The 20,069-nt window shown below is 67.1% G+C and carries 18 protein-coding genes; 7 read left to right on the forward strand and 11 right to left on the reverse strand.

Annotated elements, in window-relative coordinates; all coding sequences use genetic code 11:
* Positions 1-91: 91 nt before the first annotated feature.
* The 9 genes from J3A72_RS22675 to J3A72_RS22715 form a co-directional block, all read right to left on the reverse strand.
* A complete protein-coding gene (locus tag J3A72_RS22675) occupies positions 92-1,456 on the reverse strand; it encodes a VOC family protein (protein WP_014645724.1) in 1,365 nt (454 codons plus the stop codon).
* 160 nt (positions 1,457-1,616) lie between these two features.
* Positions 1,617-2,105: a hypothetical protein gene (locus J3A72_RS22680; RefSeq protein WP_075076862.1), complete on the reverse strand. Its 489-nt coding sequence runs from the start codon at positions 2,103-2,105 to the stop codon at positions 1,617-1,619.
* Positions 2,106-2,136: 31 nt separating this feature from the next.
* On the reverse strand, positions 2,137-2,889 hold the full coding sequence (locus J3A72_RS22685; protein ID WP_075076863.1) for an HAD family hydrolase: 753 nt from the start codon (positions 2,887-2,889) through the stop codon (positions 2,137-2,139).
* Positions 2,890-2,984: 95 nt separating this feature from the next.
* On the reverse strand, positions 2,985-3,395 hold the full coding sequence (locus tag J3A72_RS22690; RefSeq protein WP_014035758.1) for an EF-hand domain-containing protein: 411 nt from the start codon (positions 3,393-3,395) through the stop codon (positions 2,985-2,987).
* Between the two features lie 232 nt (positions 3,396-3,627).
* Positions 3,628-3,999 carry a hypothetical protein gene (locus J3A72_RS22695; RefSeq protein ID WP_046428249.1) on the reverse strand — a complete coding sequence of 124 codons (372 nt, stop codon included), beginning with the start codon at positions 3,997-3,999 and terminating at the stop codon, positions 3,628-3,630.
* 209 nt (positions 4,000-4,208) lie between these two features.
* Complete coding sequence (locus J3A72_RS22700) at positions 4,209-4,922, reverse strand: M15 family metallopeptidase (RefSeq protein ID WP_041863017.1); 714 nt, start codon at positions 4,920-4,922, stop codon at positions 4,209-4,211.
* Positions 4,855-6,441: a serine hydrolase gene (locus tag J3A72_RS22705; RefSeq protein ID WP_075076864.1), complete on the reverse strand. Its 1,587-nt coding sequence runs from the start codon at positions 6,439-6,441 to the stop codon at positions 4,855-4,857. The genes J3A72_RS22700 and J3A72_RS22705 overlap by 68 nt, the downstream gene beginning before the upstream one ends.
* Positions 6,429-9,428: a TonB-dependent receptor gene (locus tag J3A72_RS22710; protein WP_032960962.1), complete on the reverse strand. Its 3,000-nt coding sequence runs from the start codon at positions 9,426-9,428 to the stop codon at positions 6,429-6,431. The genes J3A72_RS22705 and J3A72_RS22710 overlap by 13 nt, the downstream gene beginning before the upstream one ends.
* A 51-nt stretch (positions 9,429-9,479) precedes the next feature.
* Entirely contained in the window at positions 9,480-10,952 is a 1,473-nt protein-coding gene (locus J3A72_RS22715; protein WP_075076865.1) for a transglutaminase-like domain-containing protein, read from the reverse strand.
* Between the two features lie 132 nt (positions 10,953-11,084).
* On the opposite strand from J3A72_RS22715, the gene J3A72_RS22720 reads away from it, so the two are divergent.
* The 6 genes from J3A72_RS22720 to J3A72_RS22745 all read left to right on the forward strand — a co-directional run bounded on the left by J3A72_RS22720 (position 11,085) and on the right by J3A72_RS22745 (position 17,487).
* The gene (locus J3A72_RS22720) at positions 11,085-12,524 is read left to right on the forward strand and encodes an SH3 domain-containing protein (RefSeq protein ID WP_075076881.1); all 1,440 of its coding nucleotides are present in this window, start codon (positions 11,085-11,087) and stop codon (positions 12,522-12,524) included.
* Positions 12,521-13,615, forward strand: coding sequence for a dipeptide epimerase (locus J3A72_RS22725; protein WP_014645715.1), 1,095 nt, complete (start codon positions 12,521-12,523; stop codon positions 13,613-13,615). The genes J3A72_RS22720 and J3A72_RS22725 overlap by 4 nt, the downstream gene beginning before the upstream one ends.
* Positions 13,616-14,129: 514 nt before the next feature.
* Positions 14,130-14,978: a MurR/RpiR family transcriptional regulator gene (locus J3A72_RS22730; RefSeq protein WP_032957791.1), complete on the forward strand. Its 849-nt coding sequence runs from the start codon at positions 14,130-14,132 to the stop codon at positions 14,976-14,978.
* 15 nt (positions 14,979-14,993) lie between these two features.
* Positions 14,994-15,755: a L,D-transpeptidase family protein gene (locus J3A72_RS22735; RefSeq protein WP_075076866.1), complete on the forward strand. Its 762-nt coding sequence runs from the start codon at positions 14,994-14,996 to the stop codon at positions 15,753-15,755.
* Positions 15,752-17,053 (forward strand): amino acid permease, encoded by a 1,302-nt coding sequence (locus J3A72_RS22740; RefSeq protein ID WP_014645712.1) that lies wholly within the window; start codon positions 15,752-15,754, stop codon positions 17,051-17,053. The genes J3A72_RS22735 and J3A72_RS22740 overlap by 4 nt, the downstream gene beginning before the upstream one ends.
* A gap of 110 nt (positions 17,054-17,163) precedes the next feature.
* Positions 17,164-17,487: a hypothetical protein gene (locus tag J3A72_RS22745; RefSeq protein WP_053495439.1), complete on the forward strand. Its 324-nt coding sequence runs from the start codon at positions 17,164-17,166 to the stop codon at positions 17,485-17,487.
* A gap of 107 nt (positions 17,488-17,594) precedes the next feature.
* Here J3A72_RS22745 and yiaA read toward each other — a convergent pair whose 3' ends face one another.
* Positions 17,595-18,047, reverse strand: coding sequence for an inner membrane protein YiaA (gene yiaA / locus J3A72_RS22750; protein ID WP_075076867.1), 453 nt, complete (start codon positions 18,045-18,047; stop codon positions 17,595-17,597).
* A gap of 168 nt (positions 18,048-18,215) precedes the next feature.
* On the opposite strand from yiaA, the gene J3A72_RS22755 reads away from it, so the two are divergent.
* Positions 18,216-19,382, forward strand: coding sequence for a PQQ-dependent sugar dehydrogenase (locus tag J3A72_RS22755; RefSeq protein WP_075076868.1), 1,167 nt, complete (start codon positions 18,216-18,218; stop codon positions 19,380-19,382).
* A 111-nt stretch (positions 19,383-19,493) separates the two neighbouring features.
* Here J3A72_RS22755 and J3A72_RS22760 read toward each other — a convergent pair whose 3' ends face one another.
* A complete protein-coding gene (locus J3A72_RS22760; RefSeq protein ID WP_075076869.1) occupies positions 19,494-20,045 on the reverse strand; it encodes a hypothetical protein in 552 nt (183 codons plus the stop codon).
* Positions 20,046-20,069: the final 24 nt, after the last annotated feature.

Here is a 20,069-nt window from a genome sequence, read left to right on the forward strand (position 1 = left end):
GTAGAGCCGGCCGCTGGCCGGCTTCCCCTACAGCCGGCCAGCGGCCGGCTCTACCTCACGCGGTGCGCCCGGCCAGCGGCCGGCTCTACCTTCACGCGGTGCGCAGCGCCGCCAGCGATTCGGCCTGCAGCCGCTCGTAGATCTCGAACTCGTCATTCACCGCCACGCCCAGCGCCTGCTCGAAAGCCTCGCGGTTGGCGTGCGCGGCATACGCGCGCTGTTCTTCGCCGCCCAGGTTCGACTGGAAGATGCCCGCGGCACTGACCGGCAGGAAATCCTCGTAGACGATCGGATCGGCCGTGGCCAGGCCGGCGGCCACCAGCACTTCGGCAGGCAGATCGGCCACGCGTTCCGGCGCGGCGCGGCCGGCGTCGGTCAGCTGGTAGCGGTAGTAGCCCAATCCTTCTTGGCGCAGCGTGTCATGGTCATCCGGGAAGCTGGCGAACACCGCCTGCAGGCGCTGCCCGTAGTCGCCACCGGTACTGCCTTCGCCACCGGCATCGCGTGCCTGCGACAGCAGCTGGTCGTACAGCGCGCGGCCCTTCGGGGTCAGCGCAAGGCCGCGTTGTTCGATCTCGCCGAAGCGCGCGGTATGGGTGCCGGCATCGCCACCGTCCGCATCCGGGAAATGCACGGCCTCTTCCAGCGCCTTGAAGCTGGTCTGGCGCAGCAGGATCGGGCAGGCGCGGCGCGGCGGCCCTTCGATCACCGCCTTGGCCGCCATGCCGTGCTCGATCATTGCCGCCTGCGCTGCGTCGATGTCCAGCGTGCGCGGGGTCAGGTGGTTGATGTGCGGGCCACGGAAACTGACCACGTCGGCCACCAGGCGGTGCGCATTGTGCAGCGCGTGGTAGGTCGGCAGATCGACCGTGGCATCGCCGTGCCAGCGGAAGGTTTCCAGTGCTTCGTCGACGAAGCGCTCGGCGTCGGCCTGCGACAGGCCACCGTCACGCTCGGCCTGGTCGATCAGCGCCAGTGCGCCGTCGGTGAAGATGCGGCGGCGTGCCAGGATCTTCGCCGACTCGGCACGCAGGGTTTCGTCTTCGATCAGCTCCAGGCGCAGCAGCGAGGTGAACACGCGGAACGGATTCTGCGCCAGCGCGGCGCCGGTCAGCGGGCGGAACGCGGTGGAGTGCACGGGCACGCCGGCTACCGACAGGTCGTAGTAGCCGACCGGGTACATGCCCATCACCGCGAACAGGCGGCGCAGCGTCGCCAGCTCCTGCGCGGTGCCGACGCGGATCGCGCCATGGCGCTCTTCGTCCAGGCGCGCACGCTCGTCGTTGCGCTGCAGCTGCGCGGCCAGTGCCGGGTCCTGGGCAAGCACCTGCGCGTTGATCCGCTCCACCAGCTCCACCAGCGTGCCGTACAGCGGCACTTCGGTGCGGTACATGCGGGACATGGCCTGCGCGAACAGGCGGCGGATCACATCAGGCGAAACGAAAGAGGCGCTCATCAGTCACTCGATTACGGGAACGGGGAACAGCTCGGACCCGTATTGTCGCCGGAGCGCGCGGCGGCGGCGATACGCAGAGCAACATGGCCGGGTAGTGCCGGCCGCTGGCCGGCAACCTCCTGATGCCTGTAAGGGTGCAGTTGCCGGCCAACGGCCGGCACTACCGCTTCAACTGCCGCTTCAGGGTGGCATCCAGGGTGATCGGCCGGTCCCAGTGCTGGTAGCTGGCCACGATGGCATGCCGCACAGCGCGGTAATGCAGGTTGTCCGGCTTGGCCGGCATGCGCTTCACCACCGCTTCCCAGCCGCCCTCCGGGTCCTGGCTGAAGGCGCGCACGCTGTCGCAGCAGGTCTGGCCGCTGGCCTTGGCCCAGAAGCAGGCGAAATAGATATCCCCGGCCTGCCAGCCATGGGTGGTGAACAGCGCATTGATGTAGCCGCGGGGGACATCGGCGTAGCGCGACACTTCATCGAGGAAGGCATCGGGGTAGCGTTCGGCGTAATGGTTGATGTCCTGCAACTGGGCATCGATCCAGCGGTCACCGGTTGCCACCTCATACGCAGCCGAACGCTCGGCGGTCTGCTGGGCCAGCACGGTGGCCGGCGCCAGCAGCAGGGACAACAACAGCGCGCGCAGTCGAACGTTCATGCCACGATTCTGCCGCACCTGCCGGGCCCTGTCAGGCCGCCGCAGCGGCCTTGGCCTCGATCGCCGCCAGTGCGGCCGGCCAGTCGTGGGCGGTATCGGCGGTGACCATGCGCGGTTCGTCGTCGGCCACGCCGTGCTGGGTCTCATGGGCCCAGGTCACCGCGTACGGGGTATGCACGCCCCAGCCACCCAGGGTCACCACCGGCTCGATGTCCGAGCGCAGCGAGTTGCCGACCATCACGAAGCGCTGCATCGGCAGTTCGAATTCGGCCAGCACGCGGGCGTAGGTTTCCGGGTCCTTCTCGGAAACGATCTCGATGCGCGGGAACAGCTCGGCCAGGTTGGCGACCTTGATCTTCGCTTCCTGGTGGAACAGGTCGCCCTTGGTGATCAGCACTACCGGGTAGCGCTCGGCGATGGCCGCCACGGCTTCGCGCACACCGTCGATCAGTTCCACCGGGTGGCGCAGGGTATCGTGGCCGATATCCAGAATGCGCTGGATGTCCTTGGCCTCGATGCGCTGGCCGGTGATGTCGATGGCCGCTTCGATCATCGACAGGGTCATGCTCTTCACGCCGTAGCCGAAGGTGCCCAGGTGGCGCTGCTGAACTTCCAGCAGGTGGCGCGCGGTCTGGGTGTCGTGCACGTCGACATAGCGCGACAGCAGGTCAAGGTAATCCTGCTCGGCCTTGCGGTAGTAGTCCTCGCTCTTCCACAGCGTGTCGTCACCGTCAAAACCGACCAGGCCGATGGCGCGCGACGGCGCAGGCGTGGACGTGTTCATCGGCCAAGGATACAGGGGTGGCGATGACGAGAAAAACCCGGGCGGCCGCAGCCGCCCGGGTCCCCATGCACCGGTCTTCCCGAATCAGGTCTGGATCAGCGGCCCTGCGCCGCGCCGGCACCCGCACCGGCCTGCTGCGCGGCCACGTAGGCCTTGTACTCGTCGGCGCTCAGCTCGCCGTCCTTGTTGGTATCGGCCTGGTCGAACACCTGGGCCAGGCCAGCGTTCACCTGCGCCTCGGTCTTGCTGATGGTGCCGTTGCCATCGGTATCGATGCTGGCCCAGGTCTGGCCACCACCGTTGGCCTGCGCCGAGGCCGCTGCGGCCGCATCGGTCGCCTGGTCAGCCGCCTGCCCGGCCTGTGCTGCCGCCTGCTGGGCCTGCGCCGCTTCATTCTGCGCATGTGCGGCCTGCTGCTTGGCCGACTGGGCCATCGCCGGAATGGCCAGCACGCTGCCAGCGGCGACGATCAGGGCGATCAGGGGCTTGCGGTTGCGAATAGTCATCAGGGGTGTCTCCTGCATATTGGGTGGTGTTGCGCGGCCTGTTGTTTCCGCACGGCACCTACCCTGCCACCGCGTTTCTGAATCGATTTTGGGCCGCGACCGGCCTCCACACGCACGATTAACCACTCGCATCCACGCATGCTTTAGCGCGCTGGTTAGCGAGGAGTGAGCAGCTCATAAGATGCGCATTCAGCGCCTCTGCATTTAACCGGCAGGCAACGAAAAACCTGCGTCAGTCGACGGTTTTTTCCAATGACCGCGAACTGAACAACACCCATCCCAAGGCGACACCGGCGAGCGCGCCGGCGATTTCCAGCACGACACGGCTGCCGAGCTCGTTCGGATCGTGGATGGTGGCCAGGAACAGGCGCGCGTACAGCGGCGACTCCAGTCGCACGATGCCCATGTAGAACAGCTTCCACGCATCGATGCCAGCGGAGGCCACCACCGAGATGACGCAGGACCAGCCGATCGCATGCCCCACCGACCAGTGCAGCAGCCGGCACAGCCGCGACCACACGAAGTACACCAGCAGCCCGACCAGCAGGGCGATGGCGCCGGCTTCCAGGGTGCCGAGCAGGCCGAAGTGCAGGGGAAGGTTCATCGGGTGGGCTGGGATGAGAAGGCGGCCAGTGTAAGGGATCTGCGCCGGACCCAATCGGCAGCCACAGTGGATCCACGCCATGCGTGGATGAATCTCCATCCAAATCGAATATCTCGACGATTGAACAAGGAGCAGCCGAGCATGGGCTCGGCTCTACAACGGACCACGCGGGAAACTGTCAGAGGCGGGGCGCAGCCCTGCCGATGCCCCTACCGTACCGGGACATCGTACGCGGTGCCGGGATCCGGTTCGGGCTGCAGGGTGTAGTGCCACCACTCCTGCGGATAGTTGACGAAGCCCCGCCGCGCCATCGCGCGCACCAGCTGCTGGCGATTGGCCTGTTGCGCATCGCTCAATCCGCTTGCCTGCGTATGCGCGCGTGGACCGAAGAAATCGAAGTCGGTGCCCATGTCCAGCGGCGTGCATGCACCGCTGCGGCAATCCAGCAGGCCCAGATCAACCGTGGCACCGCGGCTATGGCCGGAGCGCTCGGCGATGTAGCCGTCGGCCAGCAACCGTGGTTTGTCCAGGTCCGGGTACTGCTGTGCCTTGCGCGAGCGCTCGCGCGGATCGTTCACCCAGGCCATGAACGCCTGCACCGAACGCACCGGCCGGTAGCAGTCGTAGAGCCGCAGGCCGAAGCCATCGCCGCGCAGGTCCTGTTCCACCTGTGCCAGCGCCTTCGCCACCGGCGCCAGCAGATAACACGATGGCGCCTCGTAGCCGGGCACGCGCGCACCGGTGAAGTTGTTGGCACCGGCATAGCGGATATCCAGGTCGATGCGCGGCGACAACGTGCGGATCTCCACCAGTCCGGCGCTGGCCGCGTCGGCTGCCGGTGAAACGCGCGGTGGCTCAGCGGCGCGGGTGGTCGCCGCCAGCGCAGTCGCCAGTACGAGTGAAATGCAGGTCCTGGAAGTCATAGCTGAAGTCGATGTCCGGGTCGATGGCGCGCAGGTCCAGCGACGGTGCCGGGGCTTCGCCCGGCTGCAGCCACGCCTGCGCCTCGTCGCCCAGCGTATCCCAGCGCAGCAGCCAGCGCCCCTGCAGCTGCAGCACCGTGGCCTGCAGCCTGGGCGACTTGTCCACGCTGAAACGCAGGCCGTCCTTGCCCGGGCAGAGCGAGGCCGCGCCCAGCCACGGATCGCGGTAGCGGCCCTGCCAGCGGGACAGGTCCGTACGGCTCGTCTCCTGCGCCGCCGCGGTGGATGGCCGCGAATGGCCGGTCGCGGCCCGCGTTGCCTGGTCAGCCTTCAGTTCGGCCAGGTAGTCCATCGCCGGACGCGCATCGTCCGCTGCGGTGAAGCGCTTCAGCGCGGCCTGCATCAGGGCCATGCGTGCGTCCTCGCCTTCGCCGTTGATCAGCATCACCACGCCCACCTTCCGGTCAGGCAGCAGCGCCAGCGATGAATACATGCCTGACAGCGTGCCGGTGTGCGCCACTTTCCACTGGCCGTCCATGTCGGACACGCGCCAGCCATAGCCGTAGCCGTAGAAGTGCGCGTTGTCCCAGCGCCGCTGGCGTTCACCCAGCGGCATCGGCATGTGCAGGGTCCACAGCGTGCGGCGCTGCTCCGTGTCCAGCCAGCCGGGCGCCAGGGTGGGATCGAGCAGCACCTGCATCCAGCGCGTCATGTCGCGCAACGAACAACGGATGCCGCCGGCCGCCATCGACGGCAGGTCCGGGCTGGTTCCACCATCGGCGTTCACCACTTCATTGCGTTCGCCACGCCAGGCATGCGGCTGCGCTACGTTGCCCACGCGTTTCACCGACCACGCCCCCACCTGGCAGCGCGTCATGCCCAGTGGTTCGAACACCTGCTCGCGCATCAGCTGGTCATACGGCTTGCCGCCCGCCGCAGCGGCCACTTCACCGGCCACCACGTACATCAGGTTGTCGTAGGCATAGTGACTGCGGAAGCTGCTGACCGGCTTGAGATGCGCCAATGCGGCGATGATGTCGGCACGGGTGAACGCGTTCGGCTCCGGCCACAGCATCAGGTCCCCGGCGCCCAGGCCCAGGCCGCTGTTGTGGATCAGCAGGTCGCGCACCTGCATCTGCTGGCCCACCCACGCATCGTGCATGCGGAAGCCCGGCAGATGCCGCTGCACCGGATCATCCCAGCGCAGCCTGCCCTGCTGCACCAGCCGCGCCAGCAGTGCAGCAGTCATCGCCTTGCTGTTGGAGGCGATCTTGAACAGCGTGTCCTCGTCGATGCGGCCGCCATCGCCACGCGCGCCCTCGGCGTGGCGATAGACCACCTGCCCGTTGTCGACCACCGCCATCGCCAGCCCGGGCAGGTGCTCGAGCTGGACGACGGCAGCGACATCGGCATCGAGGGAGGCGGTCGCGGTGGTCTGTGCCACCGCAACCGGGAACACCGCCAGCGCCGCCGCGCAGACGCAGTTTCGAGCCTGCCGTGCGGGCTTCAATAGGCCCATGTCACGGTCAACTGCGCATAGCGCGGTGACTGGAAGCCGGTGCCGTAGCGGTACAGCGGGTTCGGCGTGCCGATGCTGTCCTGCGGCTCGTAGTCCTGGTCCACGGTCACCACGCGCTGCTGGTTGAGCACGTTGTACACCGCCAGCTTCAGGCGCAGATCGGTGGGAATCGGTACCTTGTACGAGACGCTCACGTCCAGGTCATAGGTCCAGGGCGTGCGGCCATCGCCACCGCGTGGCGAATGCACGAACACGCGCTGGGACGGAACCGTCGCCTGGCAGTTGGACACGCACACGTAGTAGCTGTGGAAGTCGGTGTCGTCGAACGGATTGCCGGCGCCGAAGCGGGTAATCGGGCTGCCCGACTGCACGCCCAGCGTAGCCGCCACACTGAGGTTCTCGGTCAGCGCGTAGCTGCCACGGAACTTGAACTGGTGGCGGCGATCATTGGCCAGGTAGCCATAGCCCCCGTAGTTCACCCACGGATTGTCGAAGTTCTCGGTGCGACCGGCATCGGCGAAGTCGGTATCGGAGTTGACCGGACCCTCGGCATTGCCGCGGCCATAGGCCAGCGTGTAGGACGCATTGAAGCCCCACTTGCCGTCCCACGCGCGGTCGACCTGCAGTTCCAGCGCCTTGTAGTCACGCTTGGGCTTCACCCAGCCGCGCTGGCCGACATAATTGCCGTTGTCGTCATACAGCGCCCAACCTTCCTTCGAGGTGTCGATGCTGATCCAGCCATCGTTGCGGCCGTCGCAGTCGGTGTCACCCCACACGGTGTTGGTGCGCCCCGGGTTGCCCATGATCCACACGCCGTCGACGGCACCACACTGGCCGGTCGCGGTGATGTTCATGTCATCGATGGCATTGTGCAGGCGCCGGTAGGTCACGCTGGCGCCTACCGACCAGGCCTCGTTGATCATCTGCTGGAAGCCCAGGATCGCTTCATCCTGGTAGACCGGGTCCATGTCCCGGTTCACTTCCGCGCGCAGGTCCGGCACGCTGCCGTCGCCCTGCGAGTTGTCCACCGGGCCGATCTGCGCGCCCAGGTTGGGGATGTTGTTGGCTGCGCCGGTGTAGCCGAGGAACTCGTACCAGGTGCGCTCGTCGAGGAAACCACCGGCCTGCTTGATGTTGATGACGTTGGCCACCGGCAGGAAGTATCGGCCCAGGTTGCCGAACACCTTGGTCGTGCCATCGCCGCGCACGTCCCAGGAGAAGCCCAGGCGCGGGGCCAGCATGTCGTCGATCTTGATGTAGCTGCTGCCGTCGCCGCCCTTGTTGTCGAAGGCTTCCAGGCGCAGGCCCATGTTCAGCAGCAGATTCGGCGTCACCTGCCAGTTGTCTTCCAGGTAGTAGGCCGAGTTGATCGTCTCGAAGGCCCCGTCCACTTCATAGCGACGGGTGCGCACGACCACGCCGCTGGCCGGCACCACGCCACCGTTCAGCGAGCTGCCGGGAGTGCGGTAGTAGATGTCGTAGCGGAAGCCGCCCGGGCCCGGATAGGCGCGGCTGTAATCGGAGGTGTTCTCTTCCCGATCCAGGCCGAACCGCAGCAGGTGGTTGCCCAACGTCCATTCGAAATCCGCGCGCGCGGCCTTGCGCGTGTCCAGCGCCGACTCCAGCTGCGAGCTGCTGGTGCAGCTGCGGTCGCCCTGCAGCGACGGCGGCACGCCCTGGCCGGCCGTGCGGTTGTCGAACACGCGGTTGCAGTTCTGGTCCATCAACGAGCTCTGCACACGGTTGCGCTTGTTCTCGCCGTACATCAGCTTCATGGTCAGGTCGTTGTTGACCTGCCAGCTGTAGGTACCGGACCAGTTCTTGCCACCCACCGTGTTGTAGATCTGGTTGCTGCGCTCGCCCACGGTCTGCCCCGTGGCGTAGTCGTAAGCGTAGACGTCGGTGAGGGTCTTGCTCTTGTCCGAGAAGCCGAACAGCGACAGCATCTGGTTGTCGGTGATCTGCCAATCGATCTTGCCGCCCCAGAACGGATCATCGGCCTTGCCCTGGCTCAGGCGCGTGCCGGCATCATTGGTCGAGGTGGGACGGTAGTCGCGCGCCTCGTACATGCCGAAGAAGAACAGGCGGTCCTGCACCAGCGCACCGGAAGCGAACACATTCAGCGCGCTGCGGCTGTAGTCATCGCGGCTGGCGGTGATGTAGCGGCTGCCGCTGCCGTCGTAGCGGTCGCGTGCCTGCGACTGCCACGCGCGCGGCTCGAACACCAGTTCGGCACCGGCCTTGAAATCGTTGCTGCCCGAGCGGGTCACCGCATTGATGACGCCGCCGGTGCTGCGCCCGAACTCCACCGAGTAGCCGCCCGTCTTGACCTGGAATTCCTGGTAGAACGAGAACGGCACCGACGAGAAGCCGACCCGGTTGTAGAAGTCGGTGACGTTCAGGCCATTGATGTAGACGGTGTTCTCGGCCACCGACGAACCGCCGAAGGAAATGCCCTGCCCGCCCAGCGACCCCTTGCCCTTCACCGCGCCCGGCGCGAGCAGCGCCACCGCGGTGATGTCACGGTCCACTGGCAGGCGCGACAGTTCCTCGCGGGTGATGTTGGTGGCCGACTCGGTGGACTTCACATCCACCATCGACACCACCTGCGGCGCCCGCACTTCGACCGTGCCCAAGGTACTGACCGCACCCAGCGGCACGTTCACCGTGGTCGCGCTGCCGAGACTGACCGTCACCTGGCCGACACGGCTGGCCCCTCCGCCGGGCAGGCTCACCTCCATCTCATAGGTGCCGACGGGCAGCAGCGGAATGCGGTAGCTGCCGTTGGCTTCGGCCTGCACGGAGCGCACGAAGCCCGTTGCCGGGTTGCGTACGGTCACCGTGGCACCGGCCGGTACCTGGCCGGCATCGCTGACCAGCCGGCCGACCACTGAACCATCCTGTGCGAATGCGCTGGGCGCGATCACGCCCAGACACGCCCCGAGAGCGACGCACAACGCCGCCCGCTTGATGCTGTAAGCCTTCATCCCCTGCTCTCTCCTGCAAGAATTGAATGGTGTGGAATGCGATGTGTCGCGCTAGCGTTGCCTGGCTGGCAGTACCCGCCACTGGAAGTCGTAGCTCCATTGGTCGAAGTACAGGTTGCCGCCTGCCCACTCGGCCTCGCCGCGCTGCGAGTCGACCGTTTCCGAGCGGAAGTGCTGCTTGGCCGGCACGAGGGGCTGGCCGAAATCATCGTTGAAGGCGATGCGGTAGCCATCGAGGCCACCCAGGTAGAAGTTGCGCAAGGCCGGCACATCGATGGCCAGTGCGCCGGTGGTAACGTCCATCGGCAGCCAGCCATACGGCGCCAGGTAGACCTGTCCCCAGTCATGCAGGTTGTTGTAGCCACTGCCGTCGTCGGAGAACACCATGCCCGACTGCCAGCGCGCGGGAATGCCGTTCAGGCGCAGCAGCGCGATCAGCAGCAGGGTCTGCTGCCCGCAATCGGCATGGCCGGAACGCAGCGCGTAATCGCTGATGTTGCTGAGCGTGGAATATTCGCGCGCACCGGCCCAAGGAATACGGTCGACCGCAGCAAACAGCTTGCGCACCACTTCATATGGGCGCGTCTCGCCCTGCAGCACCTGGTCGGAGAACAGCTTCAACGCAGGGGTGAAGCGCACATGCGGCAGCTGCTCGGCCAGATACGGCTTCAACGCCGTATCGGCCGGGGTCGGTTGCACCACGGCCGGGTCGATCGCGGTGTGCCGGGCGAAGATCGTGACCGCGTAGCGGATCTCGAAGCGGGTCGGCTGCCCGGCCACCGCTTTGGCCTCCAGATAGGCCGTGCGTTGCAAGGTGCTGGCCGGTGCCACCCGCGCCTTGCCTGGGCTGCTGCCCAGCCACTGCACCTGCTCCTGCTGGCCGGGGATCTCGCGTGGGTACGGAATCCAGGCACGCACGGTTTCGCCGGCCGGCACGGCATCGGCCTTCACCGTGAGCGATTGGGTGAATTCGATACGCTGCGGCAGCACCGACGCCCGGCCACTCTGTTCGGCCGCGGCGACCACGCGCGTGTGGTGCGCGTTGAGCACTTCGTTGGGCCCTGGAGGCGGCATCGGCGCATCCGCACGGCGGCGTGCGCGTGCTTCGTCGCTGAGCAGGAACAGATTCGACGGTGCGCGCTTGAAGTACCAACGCTCGCCATCGATATCGAGATGCTCGATCAGGCCAAGCTGGTCCCAGCGCGCGAATTCCTCGTCGGTCAGGTCGGGAATCCAGCGGCGCACGGCAGACTTGGCGGCGGTTTCGTCGAGGGAAAGATCCAGGCGGATGCGGCGCATGCGCTCACGCTGGAACGCGCCTTCGGCAGCATCGCTCCCTGTCGCCAGCAACGCATCGGCGTCGCTGAAGCGGCCGCCGTCGATCAGGTCGATCACCTGCGCCTGGCGCGCACGCTGCTGGCTGCTGCGCCCGTCTGCCGCCTGCGTGACCGACACCCACAGCAGCAGCGCGGCACACAGGCCGGCAGCAGCAGGCAGACGCGGTTTGCGAATGGCAGGATCCACAGCGACACTTCCCCAGCGCGGGTGGTAACGGCTGTGTAACACGGGCCGGGATGCCGGTCAATAATTTATTCTTGCTTTCGATGCCGAAAGGAATAAATATTCCACAAGGCATTCGAGGAGGGTGTGCACCGCATGAGCCTGGCTTCCCGCGAACGGCACCGGCATTGGCCGCGCCGCTTGACCTTGGCCCTGTGCCTGCTGGCCGCACCGGCCTTTGCACAGGCCGCCCCGGCGCCCGATCCCGGCGCACCGCTGCCCTATGTGATCGGCCTGCACGAGGCCTACCTGACGCCGCAGTACTGGGCGGCGCGTCTGGACAACGCCGATGCGCCGATCCTGGATCGCGCGCAGATCGAGGCACAGAACGCACGGATGCGGGCGCAGGACAGCCACATCCAGGACATCGCGGCGTTGCCAGCCCAGCTTGATGCGGCGACGGTGCGTGCCAGCATCACCGCGCTGTCGAGCTGGCCCACGCGCACCCTCTACAGCGACAAGGGCACGCCCATCGCGCCGGCCCTGCGCAGCGCGATCGAAGCCAACCTCGGCCTTGATGCGATTCCCGCCCAGGTGGCACCGGCCTACGCGCTGGTGGTGAAGCGTGCCGCACTGCGCACCTTCCCCACCCGCGAGCGCGTCTTCAGCACCGTCGGTGACACCGACATCGACCGCTTCCAGGAATCGGCACTGTTCCCCGGCGACAAGGTCGCCGTGGTCCACCGCAGTGCCGACGGCCGTTGGCTGTTCGTGCACAGCGAGCGCTACAGCGCGTGGATCGAAGCCGACGCCATCGCCAGCGGCGACAAGGCCACGGTGCTCGGCTACGGCGCGAAGGGACCCTACCGGATCATCACCGGTGCCACCGCGCAGACCGCCTACACCCCGGAAGAACCGCGTGTCTCGCGCCTGCAGCTGGACATGGGCGTGCGCCTGCCGGTGCTGGCCGACTGGCCCGCGTCAGAACCGGTGAACGGCCAGCAGGCGCACGCATCGTGGGTGGTGCAGCTGCCGGTACGCGAGGCAGATGGTCGCCTGAAACTGGTACCGGCCCTGCTGCCGCGCTCGCAGGACACCGCCGCCGACTACCTGGCCCTGACCCCGCGCCTGTTGCTGCAGCAGGCCTTCAAGTTCCTCGGCGAGCGCTACGGTTGGGGCCACGACTACGACACCCGCGACTGCAGCGGTTTCGTCTCCGAGATCTACCGCAGCTTCGGCGTGCTGCTGCCACGCAATACCAGTGCACAGGCGGTCAGCCCGGCGCTGGATCGCCTGCCGTTCACCGGCAAGGACGGCAAGGCACTGCGCGACCGTGCCGTCACCGACCTGAAGGTCGGCGATCTGGTCTACATCCCCGGCCACGTGATGATGGCCATCGGCCACGTCGACGGTCGTACGTGGGTGATCCACGATACGGCGGGCGGCAGCTGGTTCGGTGCCGACGGCACGCGCGTGCAGGCCCATCTCAATGGTGTTTCGGTCACGCCGCTGGAGCCGATGATGGCCAGCGATACCGTCCGCTACATCGACCGCATCACCAACATCCAGCGCCTGCGGGCCAAGACTCCTGAATGAAGATCACCGCCATCGAACTGGGCATGCTGCGCGTGCCGTTGAAGACACCGTTCAAGACCGCCCTGCGCACGGTGGAAACCGTGGAAGACGTGGTGGTGCTGATCCGCACCGACACCGGCAACACCGGCTATGGTGAAGCCCCAGCCACCGCCGTGATCACCGGCGATACGCACGGCTCGATCATCGAAGCGATCCGCCACTTCATTGCCCCGCGCCTGATCGGCCAGGACGTGGTCAACCTCAACCACCTGTGCACGCTGGTGCAGACCGCGATGGAGCGCAACACCAGCGCCAAGGCGGCGGTGGAGATCGCGCTGTACGACCTGTGGGCGCAGCTGCACGGCGCCCCGCTGTACCAGATGCTCGGTGGTGGCGACCCGGTGATCACCACCGACATCACCATCAGCGTGGACTACATCGACAAGATGGTGGCCGACTCGCTGTCGGCGATCGAACGCGGCTTCGAGTCGTTGAAGATCAAGGTCGGCAAGGACATCGGCCTGGACATCGAACGGGTCAAGGCGATCCATGCCGCCGTGGAAGGCCGCGCCCTGCTGCGCCTGGACGCCAACCAGGGCTGGACCGCCAAGCAGGCGGTGCATGCGATGCGTACCCTGGAAGACGCCGGCGTGGTGCTTGAACTGCTGGAGCAGCCGGTGAAGGCGGCCGACATCAGCGGCCTGAAGTACGTCACCGACCGCGTCAACACGCCGGTGATGGCCGACGAAAGCGTGTTCAGCCCGAGCCAGGTGATGGACCTGATCCAGCAGCGTGCGGCCGACATCATCAACATCAAGCTGATGAAGACCGGCGGCCTGTCCAACGCGATCCGCATCGCCGACATTGCCGGCATCTACGGCGTGCCGTGCATGATCGGCTGCATGATCGAATCGAGCATCAGCGTGGCCGCCGCCGTGCACCTGGCCGTGGCCAAGAGCGATGTGATCACCAAGGTCGATCTGGACGGCCCCTCGCTGGGCCAGTTCGATCCGGTCAGCGGCGGCGTGCATTTCAACGAATCGGAGATCAGCATCAGCGACGTGCCGGGGCTGGGCATCACCGAAGTGCGCGGGCTGGAGATGCTGGGTTGATTTCTGCCTTGCGGCTGACGTTGCCTGCCACTGACGTTGGGTCGCGCGTTACTTTTCTTTTCGCGAAGAGAAAAGTAACCAAAAGACACGCTCCGCCGGCCGCGAGCCGGTGCTACGCACCGGTTCCCTGCGCTCCTCGGCCCGTCGAGGGACGGCGCGGGAACTCGCTGCGCTCAGACACCCGCGCCTCTTCGCCCTCGCCGGACCTGCGGTGCTCGGCTCGCTACAAGGCGGACTCAACGTCCAATGCAACAGCTGCACCCAGTAGATCCACGCCACGCGTGGAAGCGCTTGTTTTTGCCCTACCCCGTAATCCCTTCGCGGCTGGCACGCGCGCGATGTGTCCAGGGTCGGGCGGGTGGGGCTTGCGGGGGTGTCCGCCGCATGGATGCGGCGGCCAAGCCTACACGGACGTACTTGCGGCGTCCCCCGCAATCCCCACCCGCCCGACCCACCCCATAATTCGCTTTATGCGGCCAACCGCAACGCCTTTGCAGACCCCCGGACACCCCGCATGCCGCCCCTGCTGAAGATCCGCACCGAGCGTGGGCAGATGTCGGCCATCGAGCGCCGCATCGCCGACTTCATCCTCGACAACGCCCACCTGCTGCGCGACTACTCCTCCCAGCAGCTGGCCAGCGCGCTCGGCATCAGCCAGTCCAGCGTGGTGAAGTTCAGCCAGAAGCTTGGCTTCAAGGGCTACCCGGATCTGAAGTACTCCATCGGCCAGGACGTGGCCCGCGCAGGTGCCGATCCGCAGCAGGCGCCCGACGAACCCGACAGCGGCGATGACTACCTGCGCCTGGGCGAGGCCCTGCGCCGCAGCAAGGCGCAGGCCGAGGAGGAAACACGCCAGGCCAATCCACGCGGGGAGATCGAGCGCATCGTGCAGCTGCTCGACGGTGCGCCCAAACTGTTCGTCTACGGCCTGGGTGACGACGGCCTGTTCGCCCGCGAGTTCGCCATGCGGCTGTCGCTGCTCGGACTGCTGGTGGTGCCGCATACCGATCCGATCCTGATGCTGGCCAACCTCTCGGCCGCACGCCCCGGCGATGCGCTGCTGATGTTCTCCGAGTTCGGCAACCTGCCCCAGCTTTCACAGTTGTCGCGGCAGTTCCAGGACATGGGTGGCAAGGTGATTTCCATCACCCGCCACACCGCCAACCCGCTGCGCGCGCATGCGGATGCGGCACTGGCGGTCTGCGCGCACGACCGCACGCCACAGGTCGCGCAGCTGCTGTACCGTAGCGCCATGCACGCCCTGCTCGATTTCCTGTTCGTGCTGCTCTGCCACACCAATCCGGATCGCCAGCAGCAGCTTGCGGTGAACCTGGAGCGGATCGACCACCTGCTGGATTCCTGACCGGAGCGCATGTTGATGAGATCGCTGGTCCGCCTTGCCACCACTGCACTGCTGCTCGCCGCGGCGGTGTCCGTTCACGCGGCGCCGCTGGATGGCGCGCGCCAGCTGATCGTGGTCACCAGCGATGGCTGGGACAGCACCCAGGGGCAACTGCAGGCCTATGTGCGCGACGGCCAGGGCTGGCACCCGCATGGCCAGGCGTTCCCGGTGGCGCTTGGCCGCACCGGCAGCGCCTGGGGCCTGGGCCTGCATCCGGCGCAGGCCGATGGCCCGCAGAAGCAGGAAGGCGATGGCCGCAGCCCGGCCGGCATATTCGCCCTCGGCAGTGCGTTCGGCTATGCCGTCACCCGCCGCGGCACCGCCATGCCCTACCAGCCGATGCTGGACAGCAGCTACTGCATGGACGTGCCTGGTTCGCCGTTCTACAACCGCATCGTTGATGAAAAGAAGGTCGGCAATGCAGCGGTCAAGGGCTCCACCGAGCCGATGCGGCTGGACCTGCACAACAAGGGCGACGTGCGCTACCGGGAAGGCTTCGTCATCGCCCACAACCCGGACAACCGGCCCGGCAAGGGCAGCTGCATCTTCGCCCATCTGTGGCGCCAGCCCGGCGAGGCCACCGCCGGCTGCACGGCCATGCCGCAGGAACGCATGCAGGCACTGCTGGACTGGCTGCGGCCGCAGGACGCGCCGCGTTTCGTCCTGCTGCCGCGCGCGGAGTACAAGCGCCTGCAGGCGCAGTGGCAACTGCCCGCGCTGGCCGGAGACGTCCGTTGAGCACGCAGGACGAACCGCAGCTGCAACGCGCGGTCAGCCGCTGGCAGATCGTCGGCCTATCGATCAACGATGTGATCGGCAGCGGCATCTACCTGCTGCCGGCCGCCACCGTCGCCCTGCTCGGCCCCTTCAGCCTGTGGGGCGTGGTCGCCGCCGGCATCGTCGTGGCCTTGCTGGTGCTGTGCTATGCGCAGGCCGCCAGCTACTTCGATGAACCCGGCGGCAGCTACCTGTATGCACGCGAGGCGTTCGGGCGCTTCGCCGGTTTCGAGATCGGCTGGATGATCTGGCTGACCCGCATCAGCTCGGCCGCTGCGCTCAGCAACGCGCTGGCCGACGCGGTTGCGCGTTTCTGGCCGTGGGCCGATGCCGGCCTGGGCCGCATCGCGGTGATCGTGGTATCGCTGGGCTTCCTCACCGGCATCAACATCATCGGCGTGCGCTCGGCCGCGCGTACCGGCGTGGTGCTGGTGATCGGCAAGATGCTGCCGCTGCTGCTGTTCGTGGCCATCGGTGCGTTCCACATCGACCCACAGCTGGCCTTCTCCGGCCAACGCCCGGACCCGCATGACCTGCAGCGCATGGGCGAAGCCGCCTTGCTGCTGCTTTACGCCTACGCGGGCTTCGAGAACATCCCCGCCGCCGCCGGCGAGTACCGCAATCCGCGCCGCGATATTCCGTTCGCCCTGATCACCATGATCATCACCGTCACCGTCATCTACGGCGCGGTGCAGGTGGTGGCGCAGGGAACGCTGGCCGGCCTGTCCAGTTCGGCCACCCCGCTGGCCGATGCCGCCGCCGGTTTCGGTGGCGAAGCACTGGCGCTGATCCTGACCGTCGGTGCCACCATCTCCATCCTCGGCACCAACAGCAACACGATGATGATGGGCCCACGCTTCCTGTTCGCACTGGCCCGCGATGGCTACGGCCCGAAGATCTTGGCGCAGGTGCATCCACGCTTCCACACCCCGGCCGCGTCGATCCTCTGCCAGGGCCTGATCGCGCTCGGCCTGGCCCTGTCCGGTTCGTTCGTGCAGCTGGCCCTGCTGTCGATGACGACGCGCCTGTTCGCCTACATCGGCACTGCCGCAGCAGTCCTGGTACTGGCCAAGCGCTACGCCGACCGCCCGGGCGCGTTGAAGCTGCCCGGCGGGCCGTTGATTCCGGTGCTGGCGCTGCTGCTGTGCCTGGCGCTGTTCGCCAGTGCCAGCTGGCAGAACATCGCTGCTGCGCTGGTGGCGTTCGCCATCGGCGCGGTGATCTACACGCTGCCGCGAAAAGATACCGATGCCGGATGACCGATAGCGCCGGGCCATGCCCGGCGGATTGATCTGGTGATCACGCTGCCGGACCGGGCCGTTAACCGCCACACAGGCACGATCGGGCTTCGTCCACAACGGAGCCTTCCATGACCGAGTACCAGATCCCCGGCCGCGTACCGGACGACAGCACGCCGCGCGACGCGGTCAGCAACTACTGGCGCGAGCGCTACACGGCCGAGCCGTACTACGACGACCAGCTGTTCTTCGAGGACTACGAGCCGGCCTACCGCATCGGCCACGGCGCGCGTGCACAGGACATGATCCGCGCCTATGAACAGGTCGAGGCCGAGCTCGAATCACGCTGGGCCAACGAACGCGGCCGCAGCCGCCTGGACTGGGCGCAGGCACGCAATGCGGTGCGTCGTGGCTGGGAGGAGGCACAGCTGGCGGATCCGCGGCTGGCACGATAGCGCCAGACTTCTGTAGAGCCGAGCCTACGCTCGGCTCTCGCACCTCGTCTGTAACGTCGAGCCACGCTCGACTGAGCCGAGCATGGCCCGGCTCTACACCGGATCGATCACTCCTGTTCCGGCAGCGGCGGCACGATCGCGCTGCGCTTGCTCTCGCCCCCACCGGCGGCGATCAGGTCGCGGGTGTTCTTCTGCACCGCCACCGCGCCGAACAGCGACAGCGCATACGCCATGCCATAGAAGCCCTTCTCACTCGGCGCCAGCGTGGCATTCCACAGGCCGACCAGCAGCAGCATCAGCGCCGACAGCAGCGCGAACCAGCACAGCGCGTAGTACAGGCCACTCACCGGAATGCCTTCGACGCGGTCGCGCACGCTCTTCTGCAGCGACACCGCCGCGAACAGGCCGAACAGCAGCAGGGTCAGGTAGTAGCCCTTCTCGTTGAGCGCCATCGTGGCGTTGAACAGGCCGATCAGGTACGCCGCCGCCCCCAGTAGCAGGGCCACCCAGGAGGCGACGATGAAGGCGGTGGACGGCTTGTGGGGCATGGCAGTGTTCATTGCAGGTCCTTGGCAGGCGGGCGGGCACGCTTTGCCCGGGCGTGCCCACCCTAGACGATCCCGCCGCGCTCGCACAGGGGGCGCAGGACCTTCGGGCCACGACGCTCACGGTGCCGGTGGTATACAAGGGACAGCCCGGCCATCCGCATCCCCGCACTGGAGATACCCATGACCCGCACGCCCCTGCTGCTCGCCCTCGGCCTTGTGCCGATCCTTGCCACCTCCGCCTGCAATGCTGCCGATCCGGCCGCCAACAGTGCGCAGAACGCCACGGCGGCCTCTGCCGCCACCGACCAGCGCCCGTTCAACGCCACCGAAGTCAGCCGCTTCGACCAGCCTTGGGCGATGACCTTCCTGCCCGACGGCAGCCTGCTGGTCACCGAAAAGCGCGGCAAGCTCCAGCACCTGGACCCGGCCAGCGGCCAGAAGCACGAGATCACCGGCGTTCCGAAGGTCGCCTATGGTGGCCAGGGTGGTTTCGGCGACATCATCCTGCACCCGGATTTCGCCCGGAATCATGTCGTTTACGTCAGCTATGCCGAGGAAGGCACGCTGGATACCCGCGGTGCCGCGGTGGCCCGGGCCACGCTGGCACTGGATGCCAACGGCGGTGGCCAACTGAAGGACCTGAAGGTGATCTGGCGGCAGAGCCCCAAGGTCAGCGGTGAGGGTCACTACGGGCATCGCCTCGCCTTCGGCCCGGACGGCAAGCTGTGGATCAGCTCCAGCGAGCGCCAGAAGTTCGATCCGGCCCAGGACATGGGCAGCAACCTCGGCAAGATCATCCGCCTCAACGACGATGGCAGCCTGCCCGCCGACAATCCGTTCGCGTCGCAGGGCGGGGTGGCCGCACAGGTGTGGTCGCTGGGCCACCGCAACATCCTCGGCATGGCCTTCGATGCCAACGGCAAGCTGTGGGCGCACGAGATGGGCCCGGCCGGCGGCGACGAACTGAACCTGATCGTGCGTGGCGCCAACTACGGCTACCCGATCGTTTCCAACGGTGACCATTACGACGGCCGGCCGATTCCCGACCACGACACGCGCCCGGAATTCGCCGCGCCGAAGGTGACCTGGACGCCGGTGATCTCGCCGGCCGGCTTCGTGATCTACAGCGGCACCCTGTTCCCGCAGTGGAAGGGCAGCGGCTTCATCGGTGGCCTATCGTCCACCTCGCTGGTGCGCGTGGCCTTCGATGGCGACAGCGCGCGCGAAGCCGAGCGCTTCAACATGGGCGAGCGCATCCGCGAAGTGGAACAGGGCCCGGACGGCGCGCTGTGGCTGCTGGAAGACGGCAGCAAGGCGCGCCTGCTGAAGCTCATGCCGAAGACCTGAGGTAGTGCCGGCCGCTGGCCGGCACCCTGGATCCTTCCGGCATCCTGCGGTTGCCGGCCAGCGGCCGGCACTACCCTTGCCAAACGGCCCCGCACGCGGGGCCGTCTGCATTCATTGGATGGTGATGACCTTCACCTCGGTCTTCGTGCAGGCCTGGTCCAGGCACTGGCCGCTCAACCACACCTGGCCGCTGCCGATCATCACGCCCTGCTGGTTGACGAACACCTTGCCGAAGTCCTGCGCGGACACCGCCTTGACCACCTCCGGCGTGATGATCTTCTCGTAGTGGCGCTGGAACTCTCCGGGGCCGGAGATCTTCTTTCCGCCGCTGATGTTCAAGGGGAATCGCACTTCCTCGACCACCGCAGCGCGATCACCGCCGACCACGGCGGCCTTGAACGCATTGAAGACCTTTTCGAACTGCGCGGCATCGCCGAGCAGCGACTCGATGCGCGCACGCGCATCCTCGGCGGCCGCCTCGGCTGCCGGTGCGGCAGGTGCAGCGGCGGCTTCGGCAGCCGGCGCCGCCGGTTCAGCCGCAGGCGTCGAAGCAGCACTGACCTCCATCGGCGGCGGCGCATCCGCTGCAGGCTCGGCCGGCGGCGCCGGCTGCGAACAGGCCGCCAGCAGCAGGGCGGGAATCAGGTAGACCATCCGGCGCATGCGCGCACTCCATTGGAACAGGAG

Source organism: Stenotrophomonas sp. PvP093, from assembly GCF_017876915.1.
GTDB classification, from domain to species: domain Bacteria; phylum Pseudomonadota; class Gammaproteobacteria; order Xanthomonadales; family Xanthomonadaceae; genus Stenotrophomonas; species Stenotrophomonas muris.